The sequence below is a fragment of the Herbiconiux daphne genome (assembly GCF_024979295.1).
GTDB lineage: Bacteria > Actinomycetota > Actinomycetes > Actinomycetales > Microbacteriaceae > Herbiconiux > Herbiconiux daphnes.
The window spans coordinates 426,929-440,878 of the sequence record NZ_JANLCJ010000002.1; the positions used below are offsets into that span (position 1 = coordinate 426,929).

13 protein-coding genes are annotated in these 13,950 nt (G+C 69.0%); 3 read left to right on the forward strand and 10 right to left on the reverse strand.

What is annotated here, in order from left to right; genetic code table 11:
• Positions 1–25: 25 nt before the first annotated feature.
• Positions 26–622 carry an EXPERA domain-containing protein gene (locus N1032_RS07535; RefSeq protein WP_259538405.1) on the reverse strand — a complete coding sequence of 199 codons (597 nt, stop codon included), beginning with the start codon at positions 620–622 and terminating at the stop codon, positions 26–28.
• Between the two features lie 122 nt (positions 623–744).
• On the opposite strand from N1032_RS07535, the gene N1032_RS07540 reads away from it, so the two are divergent.
• On the forward strand, positions 745–1,641 hold the full coding sequence (locus N1032_RS07540) for an endonuclease domain-containing protein (RefSeq protein ID WP_259538406.1): 897 nt from the start codon (positions 745–747) through the stop codon (positions 1,639–1,641).
• A 69-nt stretch (positions 1,642–1,710) separates the two neighbouring features.
• Here the strand turns inward: N1032_RS07540 and ispG are convergent, their stop codons facing one another.
• The 7 genes from ispG to N1032_RS07575 form a co-directional block, all read right to left on the reverse strand.
• The gene (gene ispG / locus N1032_RS07545) at positions 1,711–2,862 is read right to left on the reverse strand and encodes a flavodoxin-dependent (E)-4-hydroxy-3-methylbut-2-enyl-diphosphate synthase (RefSeq protein ID WP_259538407.1); all 1,152 of its coding nucleotides are present in this window, start codon (positions 2,860–2,862) and stop codon (positions 1,711–1,713) included.
• A gap of 49 nt (positions 2,863–2,911) precedes the next feature.
• Positions 2,912–4,240, reverse strand: coding sequence for a M50 family metallopeptidase (locus N1032_RS07550; protein ID WP_259538408.1), 1,329 nt, complete (start codon positions 4,238–4,240; stop codon positions 2,912–2,914).
• Between the two features lie 75 nt (positions 4,241–4,315).
• A complete protein-coding gene (gene dxr / locus N1032_RS07555; protein WP_259538409.1) occupies positions 4,316–5,401 on the reverse strand; it encodes a 1-deoxy-D-xylulose-5-phosphate reductoisomerase in 1,086 nt (361 codons plus the stop codon).
• Positions 5,402–5,712: 311 nt separating this feature from the next.
• Positions 5,713–6,702 carry an FKBP-type peptidyl-prolyl cis-trans isomerase gene (locus tag N1032_RS07560; RefSeq protein WP_259538410.1) on the reverse strand — a complete coding sequence of 330 codons (990 nt, stop codon included), beginning with the start codon at positions 6,700–6,702 and terminating at the stop codon, positions 5,713–5,715.
• A gap of 44 nt (positions 6,703–6,746) precedes the next feature.
• Positions 6,747–8,138 (reverse strand): DHA2 family efflux MFS transporter permease subunit, encoded by a 1,392-nt coding sequence (locus tag N1032_RS07565; RefSeq protein WP_259538411.1) that lies wholly within the window; start codon positions 8,136–8,138, stop codon positions 6,747–6,749.
• A 135-nt stretch (positions 8,139–8,273) separates the two neighbouring features.
• A complete protein-coding gene (locus N1032_RS07570) occupies positions 8,274–8,753 on the reverse strand; it encodes a hypothetical protein (RefSeq protein ID WP_259538412.1) in 480 nt (159 codons plus the stop codon).
• Complete coding sequence (locus N1032_RS07575; RefSeq protein WP_259538413.1) at positions 8,725–9,207, reverse strand: OsmC family protein; 483 nt, start codon at positions 9,205–9,207, stop codon at positions 8,725–8,727. The genes N1032_RS07570 and N1032_RS07575 overlap by 29 nt, the downstream gene beginning before the upstream one ends.
• Before the next feature lie 52 nt (positions 9,208–9,259).
• Between N1032_RS07575 and gabT the strand changes: the two genes are divergently transcribed.
• Entirely contained in the window at positions 9,260–10,633 is a 1,374-nt protein-coding gene (gene gabT / locus N1032_RS07580; protein ID WP_259538414.1) for a 4-aminobutyrate--2-oxoglutarate transaminase, read from the forward strand.
• A 161-nt stretch (positions 10,634–10,794) separates the two neighbouring features.
• The gene (locus N1032_RS07585; RefSeq protein ID WP_259538415.1) at positions 10,795–11,796 is read left to right on the forward strand and encodes an asparaginase; all 1,002 of its coding nucleotides are present in this window, start codon (positions 10,795–10,797) and stop codon (positions 11,794–11,796) included.
• 27 nt (positions 11,797–11,823) lie between these two features.
• On the opposite strand, the gene N1032_RS07590 is transcribed toward N1032_RS07585, so the two are convergent.
• Together N1032_RS07590 and N1032_RS07595 are read right to left on the reverse strand one after the other, a co-directional pair.
• Positions 11,824–13,074 (reverse strand): TolB family protein, encoded by a 1,251-nt coding sequence (locus N1032_RS07590; RefSeq protein WP_259538416.1) that lies wholly within the window; start codon positions 13,072–13,074, stop codon positions 11,824–11,826.
• A gap of 54 nt (positions 13,075–13,128) precedes the next feature.
• Positions 13,129–13,926, reverse strand: a complete 798-nt coding sequence (locus N1032_RS07595; protein ID WP_259538680.1) for an ABC transporter permease — start codon at positions 13,924–13,926, stop codon at positions 13,129–13,131.
• Between the last annotated feature and the right edge of the window lie 24 nt (positions 13,927–13,950).

Sequence of the window (13,950 nt, forward strand, 5' to 3'; positions counted from 1 at the left end):
CGCGGATCGCCTCGCCCAGCGTGAATCACCACCTCCGCGTGAACGGCAGCGGCTTGCGCATGCGCACCAGCAGCAGGATCGGAATGATCACATACGGCAGATTGAACGCCAGGAACTTCACCGGATTCTCGGTGCGATACTCCGGCTCGCCGAAGAATTCGACGCCGAACACCACGACCCCCGTGATCATCGAGATCGCCGACGCGTAGATCACCGCGGGCAGCTGAATCCAGTTGCGCCCCGTCAGCAGACAGAACGCCAGCAGCAAGTAGAACGGCCCGTAGACGAACGCCGACAGCCCGGTCACGAACCGCATCCACACCGGCGGGTCGATGAACAGCGGATCGGCGTCGTGCCCATACCAATAGTTCGACTGCGCCAGCCAGTTGGTGGAGTCGGCCGTGATCGGAATGCCGATCGTCGGCACGAGATCGCTGATGCCGCTCGTCACCGTGAACAGCAGAAACACCACCGCGAACGCAATGTCGAACGGCCGCTCCCGAAGCGGCAGATTCAGCGGCTTGGCCGGCGGAACGGCACGCGTGTCGAGCGTCACCTCGAGCGGCGGGCGCGCGCCCGCGGGGTCGCCGGGTCGGTCTTGGTCACGAGAGGCAGCGGTCACGCGTGAATTCTATGACCGCGCCCGAGCCCGACCCCTCCTGCACATTCCGTGGTGCCCGAAACTCGTCCACAGCTGCGGGACCCACTGTGAGCGCCGACCGAACAGTCCGGCACGATCGACGGATGCCGCTCCTCACGCTCCAGGCCCTTGGCGGTGTGGCCTCGTGCCGCACCCTCGAGGCGCACGGCGTCACCCCCGCCGCCATCGCGGCCGCAGTGCGCCGCGGCGACGTGCTCCGGGTGCGCCAGGGCTGGCTGGCCCTGCCCCGAGCCGACCGCGACGTCGTCGCTGCTGTGCGTGTGGGCGGGCACCTCACGTGCACATCCGTTCTGGCCAAGCACGACATCTGGTGCGAGCGCGACGAGCGCCTGCACGTGCGCACCCGCCCCACGGCCCAGCATCTCGGGTCGCCGATCGACCGATCACGCTCCCTGGCCCCGAGGCACCCGGTGGTCGTGCACCGCACCGGGCGGCTGGCGCTTCCCACGGCGGCGATCGACGATCTTCCTTCGGCTGTCGCCGTCGCAATGACCTGCCAGAACCGATTCAACGCCATCGCCACGCTCGATTGCCTGCTCAACAAGCGCATCATGTCCACCGCCCAACTTCACGAGGTGCTGGCGCCTATGCCCGCGAGCGCCCGCGGCTACCTGGCACTCACCGACGCCGGGTCGCAGTCGGGGCTGGAGACCAAGGCGCGGCTGTCGTTCCGGGGCCGCGGCATCACCGTTCGCACCCAGGTGCACATCTCGGGCGTCGGCCGAGTCGACATGCTCATCGGCGATCGGCTGGTGATCGAGGTCGACGGCTACCGCTGGCACTCCTCGAGGAGCGCGTTCGCCGAAGACCGACGCCGCGATCTCGAACTGGCACGCCAGGGCTACCTGGTCATCAGGCTCACCTACGACCAGGTCATGTTCGGCTGGGCAGCCGTCGAAGAGGTCGTTCTCGCCCACCTCCGCCGGCGCGAGCACCTCTGGGCGGTGCGCCATCGTCGCGCCGGATTCGGAACGGACTAATTTTCCGGTCGCCGTCCATGATCGATGGACGGTGGTGGGAAAATTATCCGATTCGAACGGAAGCGGCGGCTAGGCCGTCACGACCTCCGGGGCGCCGACCGCGCCGGCGGGCATCTCCGCCGCCAGGCGGTTCGCCTCTTCGATCAGGGTGGCCACGATATCCGACTCGGGCACGGTCTTGATGACCTCGCCCTTGACGAAGATCTGCCCCTTGCCGTTGCCCGACGCCACTCCGAGGTCGGCCTCGCGGGCCTCGCCCGGCCCGTTGACGACGCAGCCCATGACGGCCACGCGCAACGGAACGGTCATGCCCTCGAGCCCGTCGGTCACGTCGTTCGCGAGTTTGTAGACGTCGACCTGAGCGCGGCCGCACGACGGGCACGACACGATCTCGAGCTTGCGCTCGCGCAGGTTGAGCGACTGCAGAATCTGCAGGCCCACCTTCACCTCTTCGGCCGGCGGGGCCGACAGCGAGACGCGGATGGTGTCGCCGATGCCCTCCGAGAGCAGAATGCCGAACGCCGTGGCGCTCTTGATCGTGCCCTGGAACGACGGGCCGGCCTCGGTCACGCCGAGGTGCAGGGGCCAGTCTCCGCGCTCGGCGAGCAGGCGGTAGGCCTTCACCATGACGATGGGGTCGTTGTGCTTCACCGAGATCTTGAAGTCGTGGAAGTCGTGCTCCTCGAACAGCGATGCCTCCCACACGGCGCTCTCGACGAGCGCTTCGGGGGTGGCCTTGCCGTACTTCTCGAGCAGGCGCGGGTCGAGCGACCCGGCGTTCACACCGATGCGGATCGAGACCTCGGCGGCCTTCGCGGCGGCCGCGATCTCGCCGATTTTGTCGTCGAACTTGCGGATGTTGCCCGGGTTCACGCGCACCCCGGCACAGCCGGCGTCGATCGCGGCGAACACGTAGTTCGGCTGGAAGTGGATGTCGGCGATCACCGGAATCTGCGACTTCTTCGCGATGATCGGCAGCGCCTCGGCGTCGTCACGCGACGGCACCGCGACGCGCACGATGTCGCATCCGGAGGCCGTCAGCTCAGCGATCTGCTGCAGCGTGGCATTGATGTTGGGCGTGGGCGTGGTGGTCATCGACTGCACGCTCACCTGCGCGTCACCGCCGACCAGCACCTTGCCCACTTTGATCTGCCGGGACTTGCGGCGAGGGGCGAGGGTTTCGGGCGGGGGCTTGGGCATTCCCAGGTTGACTGCTGGCACGGATTCAGTCTAGAACCGCTGTCTGGATGCGCGGTCAGCGCGAGGGCGATCAGCCGAAGATGTTCACCGGCTTGACGATGTCGGCGTAGACCAGCAGGGCCGTCATGCCGCCGAACAGGATGACCACCGCGAACGTCAGCGGCATGAGCTTCGCCGCGTCGACCGGGCCCGGGTCTTTGCGGCCGAACAGCTTCGCGAAGAACCGGCGGATGCCCTCCCACGCCGCCGAGACGACGTGCCCGCCGTCGAGCGGGGTCAGCGGCACGAGGTTGATGACGAACAGCGCGATGTTGAGCGACCCGAGCAGGCCCAGCAGGCTCGCGATCTTCGAGGCGATGGGGATGGTGTCGATCGACGCGATCTCGCCCGCCACGCGGCCGACGCCCACCACGCTGATCGGCCCGTTGATGTCGCGCTCCCCCGGCCCGAACGCCGCCTGAGCCACGTCGTAGAGCCGCTGCGGCAGGTTGGCCACGAGTGCGACGGTCGATCCGATGTTCTCGCCGATCATGGCCGGCACGGCGGTGATCGGCTGGGGAACGAGTTCGCTGGCGGCGCCGATGCCCACGAAGCCGACCTCCTGGGTCTGCTTCGTGCCGTCGGCGTCGAGCGCCACCTTGCCCTCGTCGTCGACCACGTAGCGCTCGGTGAGCAGTGGGGTGATGGTCAATTCGACGTCGGAACCGTCGCGCGACACCACGACCGGCAGCGCCTGCCCGGCGGCTTCGCGGATGATGGCGGTCGACTGATCCCAGCTGGTGATCTCGGTGCCGCCGATGCTGACGAGCCGATCGCCCGGCTGCAGCCCGGCCGCGGCGCCGGGCGACTGCTGATCGCCTGCCTCGCAGGTCTGCCGGTCGCTCGTGGCCGGCAGCACGCACGCCGAGACGCTGCCGACGGTGGTCGACACCTGCGCGGTGCCGAAGCCGACCAGCACGATCGAGAAGAACACGACGGCCAGCACGAGGTTCATGAACGGCCCGCCGAGCATCACGATGATGCGCTGCCAGACCGGCTTGCGATAGAAGGCCCGGTCTTCTTCGGTGCCGATCGTGAGCTGTGACGCCTGGCGGGCATCCTGCACCATCGACTGGAAGAAGCCGGTGCTGTTGGCGACCGCCTTCTCGCCTGCCCGCCGCGGCGGGAACATGCCGATCATCGAGATGTAGCCGCCGAACGGGATGGCTTTCAGCCCGTATTCGGTCTCGCCGCGCTTGCGCGAGAAGATCGTCGGCCCGAAGCCGATCATGTACTGCGTCACCTTGATGCCGAAGAGCTTGGCCGGCACGAGGTGGCCGACTTCGTGCAGCCCGATGGAGACGGCGATGCCGACGGCGATGACGAGCACGCCGATGATGAACTGAAGGACCGTTTCCACACCAGGACCCTACCCTGGCGAAAACCGCGAGCGCTGATCGTTCGCTGAACGAACGTTGAGGAGTTCCGGCGGCGCTCAGGCCTTCGCGATGAGGGCGTCGGCGGTGGCGCGCGCCCAGGATTCCGCCTCGGCGAGCGACTCGATCGTGACGACGTCGGAGGGCATCTCGTGCGCATCGACCACGCGCTGCACCGTGTCGACGATGTCGAGGAACCCGATGCGCCCCGAGTGGAACGCCGCGACGGCCTGCTCGTTCGCGGCGTTGAACACGGCCGGGAAGCTGCCCCCGGCCCGCCCGACCTGCTTGGCCAGGGCGACCGCCGGGAAGGCGGACTCGTCGAGCGGCTCGAAGGTCCAGGCGTGGGAGGCCGTCCAGTCGATCGGCACGCCGACCCCCGCCACCCGCGAGGGCCAGTCGAGCCCGAGCGAGATGGGCAACCGCATGTCAGGCGGCGAGGCCTGGGCGATGGTCGACCCGTCGACGAACTCGACCATCGAGTGCACCACGGACTGCGGATGCACCGTCACCTCGATGTCGGCATAGGCCACGTCGAACAGCAGATGCGCCTCGATCACCTCGAGCCCCTTGTTCACGAGTGTGGCCGAGTTCGTGGTGACCACGAGCCCCATGTCCCAGGTGGGGTGCGCGAGCGCCTCGCGCGGTGTGACCCCGTGCATCGACTCGCGGCTGCGTCCGCGGAAAGGGCCTCCGGATGCCGTGAGCACCAGACGGGACACCTCACCGGCGGTGCCCGACCGCAGCGCTTGAGCGATGGCCGAGTGCTCGGAGTCGACGGGCACGATCTGCCCGGGCTCCGCGGCATCCTTCACCAGGTCGCCGCCGACGATCAGGCTCTCCTTGTTGGCCAGCGCGAGGGTGCGCCCGGCCGCGAGCGTCGCGAGCGTCGGTCCGAGCCCCACGGATCCGGTGATGCCGTTCAGTACGACGTCGGCCTCGACGTCGCGCACGATCTGCTCGGCGTCGGTGACCCCGAGCCCCGTGTCGGCCACCCCGAACTCGGCGGCCTGCGCGTCGAGCGCCTCGCGATTCGTGCCCGCGACGAGCCCCACCACCTCGAACCGCTCGGGATTGGCCCGGATGACGTCGAGCGCCTGAACCCCGATCGACCCGGTGCTGCCGAGGATGATTACGCGTCTCACAGAACCAACCATCTCACTGATCCCCTGCCAAACCCATTCGACGGCACCGAACGCAACAGGCCTTTGTCGACGACCCAAGGTGACGGCGTGGCCGCGCGAGCGACCGCGTCGTCACATGTCGCGCGGCGCCGGGCAGAGACCGGCGACGCCCGGTGCAGCCGCGCGAAGCACGGCCGCACCGGCAGCTAGCACAGCCGCATGAGCCTGCCACGAACTGCCGCGCCACGGTCGCGCGCCGTAGTGCCCGAGGGGCCGCCAGCTACCGCGCCACGATCACGCGCCGCAATGCCCCAGCCCCCATGCCCGCCCCGCTACTGCGTGGGCGCCGACGCACTCGCCAGGATGTCGATCACGAACACGAGCGTGTCGGTGCCCGAGATGCCGGCGGCGCTGTTGCCGTCGGTGCCGTAGCCCTGGTCGGGCGGGATGATGACGAGCACCTGCGAGCCGACCGTCTGGCCGATCATCGCGGCGGCGAAGCCCTTGACCACGCCGGTGGTCTGGAACGTGCGCGGCCCGCCGTTGCCCCAGCTCTGATCGAAGATCTTCGCGTCGGGTCCCCAGATGAGGCCCTGGTATTGCACGGTCACGTTGTCGCCGTCGCCCACGGTGGCGCCGTCGCCCTTCTTCAGCACCTCGGTCTGCAGCGTGGTCGGTGCCGCGGTGTCGGGGATGACGACGGTCGGCGCGCCGGTCTCGTCCAGCGTCACGGTCGGGAAGCCGTCCTGCGCGGGCTGGTCTTCGCCGTCGGCCTTGGTCGGGATGATCGCCTCGACGTCGGCCACCATCACCATCGAGTCGGTGGCGGCGATCCCGAGGTCGGTGTTGCCGGTGTCGCCGAAGCCCTCGGCCGGCGGGATGACCGCGACGACGCGCGAGCCCACGGTCGAGCAGGCGACGGCGTTGACGATGCCCGGGATGAACTGGGTGTCGTCGACGGTCAGCTGCAGCTGCGTGCCGCCCGCGTCCTTCGTCGAGAACACCTGGGTGCCGCTCGTGCCGTTGTAGATGGTGAAGTCGATCGTGGCGACATCGCCCTGCTGCACGACCTCGCCGTCGCCCTTGCTGACGACGGTGCGCTGAGTGGTGTCGACGGTGAGGGGGCCCTGGAAGGCGGTGGTGGGCAGCGCTTCGAAGTCGCCGGTCACGGTCACGCCGTCGGAGGCGCTTCCGGATGCCGCAGCGGTGCACTCACCGGAGTCGGCGGCGTCGGTGGCCGAATCGGTCGTCGACGCGGAACACCCCGCGAGCAGGAGGGCGGCGGCGACGGCGGCAGCGGCCAGGGCCGGAATTGAGCGCATGGTTCCTCTTCGTCAGAAATCGGGGGGATCGCTGACAGTCTGGCTCAGTCGCCTTGCGTCAAGCTGGTGGCCGGCTGGGAGGCAATCGTGTGCTTGGGGTTCTGGATGCCGATGAGCGACACGACTCCCCCGGCGATGAAGAAGATCGCCGTCACCAGCACCACCCGGTGGAAGCCCGCCAGGTCGAGCGTCGCCGCGCCGGCGATCAGGCTCGCGAGGGCGATCGCGATCAGCCCGGCGACGCGCGAGACGGCGTTGTTGACCGCCGACGCGATGCCCGAGCGCGCCGGCTCGATGGCTCCGAGAATGGCCGACGTCAGCGGTGCGACGGTGAGCGCCATGCCGAAGCCGAACACGACGACGGCGGGCAGCACCTGCGTCCAGTAGTCGGCCTGCTGGTCGAATCGCAGCATGAGCAAGAACCCGCCGCCGGCGATGAACGGCCCGATCGTCATGAACAGGCGCGGGCCGATGCGCCCGCTCAGGCGCCCGAACAGCGACGACAGGCCGATCAGCAGCAGGCTGGTCGGGATCATGGCGAAGCCCGCCGCGATCGCGCTGTAGCCGGCGACCTGCTGCAGGAAGACGGCGACGCTGAAGAACCCGAGCGAGAGGGCGCCGTAGATGAGGAAGGTCGAGACGTTGCCGACCGAGAAGTTGCGCACCCGGAACAGGCTGAGCGGCAGCATCGGCTGCTTCGTGCGCCGCTCGTTCACGAGGAACAATGCGAGCGCGACCACGCCGACGATCAGCGGCACCAGCACCACCGGCGACCCCCAGCCGAAGTGCGCCTGCTCGATCAGCGCGAAGACGGGCAGCCCGAGACCCACGATGCCGAGCACGGCGCCGAGGTAGTCGATGCGGGCGCCGGGGGCATGCGGGTGGTCGGGCTCGAGCTTCATCAGCAGCACGAGCGTGACCACGATCGGCAGCACGTTGATGCCGAACACGAAGCGCCACGACAACGTGTCGACGAGCACCCCGCCGAGGATGGGGCCGGCGATGTTGGCGACGCTCGTGAACGCCGTCCAGGTGCCGATCGCCCGGGCCTGGGCGGCGCCGGAGAAGTTCGCCAGGATCAATGCGAGCGACGACGGCACCAGCAGGGCCCCCGCGATGCCCTGCAGGGCGCGGGCGCCGATCAGAAACTCCGCCGACGGCGCGAACGCGCAGAGCAACGATGTGACGCCGAAGCCGATGAGCCCGGCGAAGAGCACCTTCTTGCGGCCGTAGACGTCGCTGAGCGACCCGGCCAGCAGGATGACGGCGCCGAGCGTGATGAGGTAGGCGTCGACCACCCACTGCTGCGAGGTGAGCCCGCCGCCGAGGTCTTTGCTGATCGCCGGCAAGGCGACGTTGATGACCGTCGCGTCGAGGAACGACACGAAAGCCGAGAGGATCGCGACCGCGAGAACGAACCGCTGCTGCCTGGACATTGCCTCAGTCAAGTGCATCGTGGCGGCATCCGCGAGCCTTCGCCGCCGATCGGGGTGTCCCCGATGGGGTCACCCGCCGCGACTGCCGGCCCCTGTCGGCCACCGCCGTCAGTCGCCCCGGCCAGCAGCTGCGCGTCAGCCGATCGTGTCGTCGGGCACGACCTCGAACCGCACGGCCACCGGATGCCGGCTGCCGCCCGCGTCTCCGACCGTCACCGTGATCGTGCGCGAGCGGTCGACGCCCGCCGGGCCCGCCACGGGCCGGATGCCGGCGAGCGACTCCGCGGCGACGCTCACGACCGAGCGACCCGCCGTCTCGGCCGACGCCACGTCGGTCGCGCGCCCGACCCCGAACGCGGGGTCGGCGATGCTCGTGTCGACCCGCACGAACGCGGCCCGGCTGACCGCCACGGCGGTGAGCTCGACGGTGCGGCTGAGACTCGCCGCGGGAGCGGGGCCCGGCCCCTCGAGCTCGTCGAACCGCTGCACGGCGAAGCGGCGGAAGCGCTCGCCCAGGGTGCCACGAAGGGTGCGGCCGATCACGAACACGACGACCGGGCGCTCCTCGAAGGCGAGCCCGTCGGCGTCAGTCGGCGACGACGACTCGAGGCTCATGGTGCACCGGGAAGTTCACCGAGTTGGCGATGAAGCACTTCTCACTCGCCTCGCGATGCATGGCCTCGAAGAGCTCGGGGTCGAGGGGCGCGCCGTCGGACAAGAGCACCGTGACGAGCGGATGCAGCGTCACCGAGGTGAACCGGCCGCCGTCGCCCTCCTGCTGCATGGTGCCGTCGGCGGCATCCGTGTAATCCGTCACGACGACCCCGTGGCCGACCGCGACGTGCAGGAACGAGAGCATGTGGCATTCGCTGAGCGCGGCGAGCAACAGTTCCTCGGGGTTCCAGCGGTCGGCGTCGCCGTGGAAGGTGCGGTCGGCCGACGCATCGATCGGATGCTTGCCGCGGGCGGTGATGGCGCTCTGCCGGCCGTACTCGCGGTAGTGGCTCGTGCCGCTGCCGCGATTGCCAAGCCAGGCGACATCCACGCTGTAGTGATGCTCACGATTCACTCGGCAATGCTAACTCTCCGCGCGGGGGCGGCTGGCCTAAACTTGCCTGACTATGACTGACACGATCGACGCGCAGGTTTCCGCCCCCGTTTACTCGGTTCCGCAGGAGCGGAGGATCGTCACCGCGATTCCCGGCCCGAAATCCGAGGCGCTGCACCAGCGCAGGCTCGCCGTCGTGCCGCGCGGAGTGTCGAGCGCGCTGCCGGTCTACATCGCGAAGGCCAACGGCGCCGTGCTCGTCGATGTCGACGGCAACCAGTTCATCGACCTGGGCGCCGGCATCGGCGTCACCACCATCGGTCACACCGAGAAGGCCGTCGTCGAGGCCGCGGCCGAGCAGCTGCACGACGTCGTGCACACCCTCTTCACCATCACTCCCTATGAAGAGTACGTGCGGGTCGCCGAGCTGCTCGCCGAACGCACACCCGGCGACTTCGCCAAGCGCACGGTGCTCGTGAACTCGGGTGCCGAGGCGGTCGAGAACGGCGTCAAGATCGCCCGCAAACACACCGGCCGCAACGGCATCGCGGTGCTCGAGCACGCCTACCACGGTCGCACCAACCTCACGATGGCCATGAACTTCAAGGCGTCGCCCTACTCCACCGGGTTCGGGCCGTTCGCAGGCGATGTCTACCGCGCGCCGAACTCCTACCCCTACCACGACGGTCTCTCGGGTGCCGAGGCGGCGGCCCGCACCATCAACTACCTCGAGAAGACGGTCGGCGCCGACGATCTCGCGTGCCTCGTGGTCGAGCCGATCCAGGGCGAGGGCGGCTTCGTCGTGCCGGCCGACGGCTACCTGCCGGCGCTGCAGGAGTGGTGCACGGCGAAGGGCATCGTGTTCATCGCCGACGAGATCCAGAGCGGGATGGCGCGCACCGGCGCCTACTTCGCGAGCGAGCACTTCGGTCTCGTGCCCGACATGGTGCTCTCGGCCAAGGGCATCGCCGGTGGCCTGCCGCTCGCGGGCGTGACGGGCCGGGCCGGGATCATGGACTCCGCACAGCCCGGCGGGCTCGGCGGCACCTTCGGCGGCAACCCGGTCGCGGCAGCGGCGGCTGTGGCCGTGTTCGAGCAGATCGAGAAGGGCGGGCTGCTCGCCGAGGCCAAGCGCATCGAGCAGACCCTGACGGCGGGCCTCCTCGACTTGCAGGCGAAATACGACATCATCGGCGACGTGCGGGGCATCGGCGCGATGATCGCGATCGAGCTCGTGGAGCCCGGCACCGCCACCACCACGAAGACGCCACACTCCGAGGCCGTCAGCGCGATCGCCGCCTACGCAGCCCAGCGCGGCGTGCTCGTGCTCACGGCCGGCACCTACGGCAACGTGCTGCGCTTCCTGCCGAGCCTCGCGATCAGCGACGAGCTGCTGCTCGATGCCCTCTCGGTCATCGACGACGCGCTCGCCTCGCTCACCGCCTAGCGCGCCGCGCGCCCGCGCCACCCGTCCCTCCCCCCTCCCAGCCCGTCCGCTCCCCTCCCGCCTCCCACCCCCACCCCCTCGCGAGTGGTCACTTTCGGCGCTAAGAACCGCGTTTTGGCGCCGAAAGTGACCACTCGCGACGACGTTCGACAGGAGCCCGCATGACGCCCGAAGACGAGAAGACGCCCGAGGGTGGAACCGCTGGGGTCGACCAGTCGGTGGAACTCGCGGTCGTTGATCGCAGCGGCTTCATCGAGTCCCGGCATGCCGGCTCGGCCGTGGTGCTGGATGCCGCGGGCGAGGTCGCGATGCGCTACGGGTCGCCCGATCTACCCGTCTACCCCCGCTCGTGCATGAAGCCGTTCCAGGCACTCACCGTGCTCGAGTCGGGCGTCGAGCTCGACCCGGTGCAGACCGTGCTGGCGACGGCGAGCCATGCGGCGACGCCGGCCCACATCGAGGTCGTGCTCTCCATCCTGGGCAGGGCGGGGCTCTCCCCCGACGCGCTCGGCTGCCCTCCCGACTGGCCCGGCGACTCACGCGCCCGCGACGAGGTCATCCGCGAGCACGGCCACCGCGAGCGCCTGTTCATGAACTGCTCGGGCAAGCACGCCGCCATGCTGCTCGCGTGCGTCGAGAACGGCTGGGACACGGCGACCTATCTCGACCCGTCGCATCCGCTTCAGCAACGCATCCTCGCCACCGTCGAACGCGAGACCGGCGCGCCGGTCGTGCACTCGGGCATCGACGGCTGCGGTGCCCCCGTGCACGCGATGTCGCTCGTCTCACTCGCGCGCGGCATCGGCCGCCTGCGCCGGGCCGAGTCCGGAGCGGCCAAGTGGCTCACCGACAGCATCCTCGCCAACGGCTGGGCCATCGACGGGCCCGGCCGCGCCAACACCGTCGTGATCGACCGTCTCGGTGTGGTCGCGAAGCTGGGCGCCGAGGGCGTCATGGTGATGGCCACCCCCGACGGCTCCTCCATCGCCCTCAAGATGCTCGACGGCAGCCTCCGCGCCGCCACCCTCGTGGCCCTCACGCTGCTCGCCCGCCACGGCGCCCTCACCGCCGCCCAGGTCGACGACCTTCGGCCCACCCTCGACCTCACGGTCACCGGTGGAGCAGCCCCGGTCGGAACGATCCGGGTCTCCCCCACCCTCTAACGGCGGCCTGCCCCTTCGCCTAGCGGCTCAGCCCACGTTGGCGACGAGGATGTGCGTCGGTGGCACAGGCCGAGAAGGGTAGGTGTCGCCGGTCAGGTTGGTGGCCCAGGTGGCCCACGTGACGAAGTGACCGTCCGCGGACACCACAGGCTGATGCGACGATCCGGATCCCACGTCGGGAACCCTGTTCTTGCTGATGAGGCGCACATCGTATGTAACGCGATCTCTGAGGTAGATCTGGCCTCCGGTCGCGTAGGCCAACGTCAGGCCGTCGGCCGACAAGGAGGGCCACCCCGCGTTGCTCACGAACTCGCCCGCGAGATCGACGGCTTCAGCCGTGGTCTTGCCGGTCACGCGGTCGTGAACGAACACACTGCTTCCCAATACCTCAGGTCCGCCGTCGTAGCAGTTGCAGCTGCTCTCGAACGCGATGTAGCGGGCGTCGGCGGACATCGAGATGTGATCGGCACCCTGCGAGCCGTCATAGGCGTGGCTGATCAGCTGGGTGGTTCCGAGAACGGTGTCGCGCAGGTTGACCTGCGCGGTGACCCAACGTCTCGGAGCCGTCGTAGGCTGCGAGAGATAGGCCACGAACCGGCCGTCCGCGGAGATGACCGGGCCGGTCTGCCACTGCGTTCCGTCCACCGCCACCTCGATGTCCGTCCCGGAGGCATCCTGCTTGTACACGCGGAGTGTGCGCTCGGGAGTCACGTCGCTCGCGATCACGTCAGTCGCCCAGGTGGAGTACGCCACCGCTCCACCCGCCGCCGCCAGGTCCACGGATTCGACGGAGTCGTTCACGCCGTGCCCGAGGTTCTCCCACGAGTCACTGAGCAGCGTCGTGCCGTCGCTGTCGACGGTCCACAGCACCGCCTGCGGATAGGGGCTCACGTCGGCATTCAGCGCGGTGTAGGCCACCTGCGATCCGTCGTCGGAGATCGAGGGCGCTGACTGCTGCGGAATCCAGTTCGTGTCGCCGATCTGCCGAGTGAAGCCGGAAAGCAGGTCACGCAGATACAACTCGGCGTGCCCGGGGAACGCACCAGGCAGGTCGGGGGAAGCCGATATGAAGACGATGTACCGACCGTCACCGGAGATCGTCTGCCCCCACGCCCCGTCGGCTTCCGCGACGCCGGGGGTCGTCGACACGTCGACCAGCTGGATGGTGCCGACCGGGGGTGGTGCGGCCTGTGCGGTGAGAGCGCCTGTGGCGAGGGTGAGCACCGCGCACAAGGCGGCGGCGGGCGCGAGAAAGCGGGTGGATTTCGAGAGGGTCATGAAGTGAGAGAATATCGGGTTCCGAAGAGAAGGCGAGATATTCTCAGCGAGATGTCAGCCCAGCTGCCGGGCCAGACGCTTCGCGCGCGCGGTGCGGGAGACCTGCGCGACCACGACGATCACGATCGCGAGCAGGAAGACCGCCGAGGCGATCACGTTGACCTGCGCCGGGATGCCTCGGGCGGCTGCGATGTAGATGAACTTCGGGAACGTGTCGACCGAGCCCGAGTTGAAGTTCGTGATGATGAAGTCGTCGAACGAGAGCGCGAACGACAGCAGCGCGGCAGCGGCGATACCCGGCAGCAGCAGCGGGAACGTGATGCGCCAGAACACCTGGCTCGGTGAGCCGCAGAGGTCGCGGCCCGCCTCCTCGAGCGCCGGGTCGAGCGAGGCGACCCGGGCCTTCACCGTCACCACGACGAAGCTGATGCAGAACATCGTGTGGGCCAGGATGATGGTCAGCAGCCCCTTCTCGGTGCCCAGCGTCAAGAACTGGGCTGCGAGCCCCGCGCCGAGCACCACCTCGGGCGTCGCCATCGGCAGGAACAGCAGCAGGCTGATCGACGACCGGAAGCGGAACCGGTAGCGCACGAGCGCGATCGCGATCAGCGTGCCGAGCGCGGTGGCGAGCACGGTCGCGATGACACCGACCAGGATGCTGTTGCCGAACGCCTCGCAGAGCCCCTGCGTGTTGCAGACCGTGAGCCACTTGTCGAAGGTGAAGCCCTGCCAGGCGATGTTGAGCTTGCCCGAGTCGTTGAACGAGAAGACGAACGTGTAGGCGATCGGGATGAGCAGGAACAACAGCGCGAGGGTCGTGTAGATCGGCAGCCCGATGCCGCGCAGGCGCATCCGGCGCCCGGCGCGCGGCGACGG

Excerpts from the sequence above, each read along its gene's own strand:
- N1032_RS07540 (WP_259538406.1), top strand. The coding sequence starts at position 745 with ATGCCGCTCCTCACGCTCCAGGCCCTTGGCGGTGTGGCCTCGTGCCGC.
- N1032_RS07570 (WP_259538412.1), bottom strand. The coding sequence starts at position 8,753 with ATGAGCCTCGAGTCGTCGTCGCCGACTGACGCCGACGGGCTCGCCTTC.
- N1032_RS07595 (WP_259538680.1), bottom strand. The coding sequence starts at position 13,926 with ATGCGCCTGCGCGGCATCGGGCTGCCGATCTACACGACCCTCGCGCTG.
- N1032_RS07590 (WP_259538416.1), bottom strand. The coding sequence starts at position 13,074 with ATGACCCTCTCGAAATCCACCCGCTTTCTCGCGCCCGCCGCCGCCTTG.
- N1032_RS07560 (WP_259538410.1), bottom strand. The coding sequence starts at position 6,702 with ATGCGCTCAATTCCGGCCCTGGCCGCTGCCGCCGTCGCCGCCGCCCTC.
- N1032_RS07585 (WP_259538415.1), top strand. The coding sequence starts at position 10,795 with ATGACGCCCGAAGACGAGAAGACGCCCGAGGGTGGAACCGCTGGGGTC.
- gabT (WP_259538414.1), top strand. The coding sequence starts at position 9,260 with ATGACTGACACGATCGACGCGCAGGTTTCCGCCCCCGTTTACTCGGTT.
- N1032_RS07565 (WP_259538411.1), bottom strand. The coding sequence starts at position 8,138 with ATGTCCAGGCAGCAGCGGTTCGTTCTCGCGGTCGCGATCCTCTCGGCT.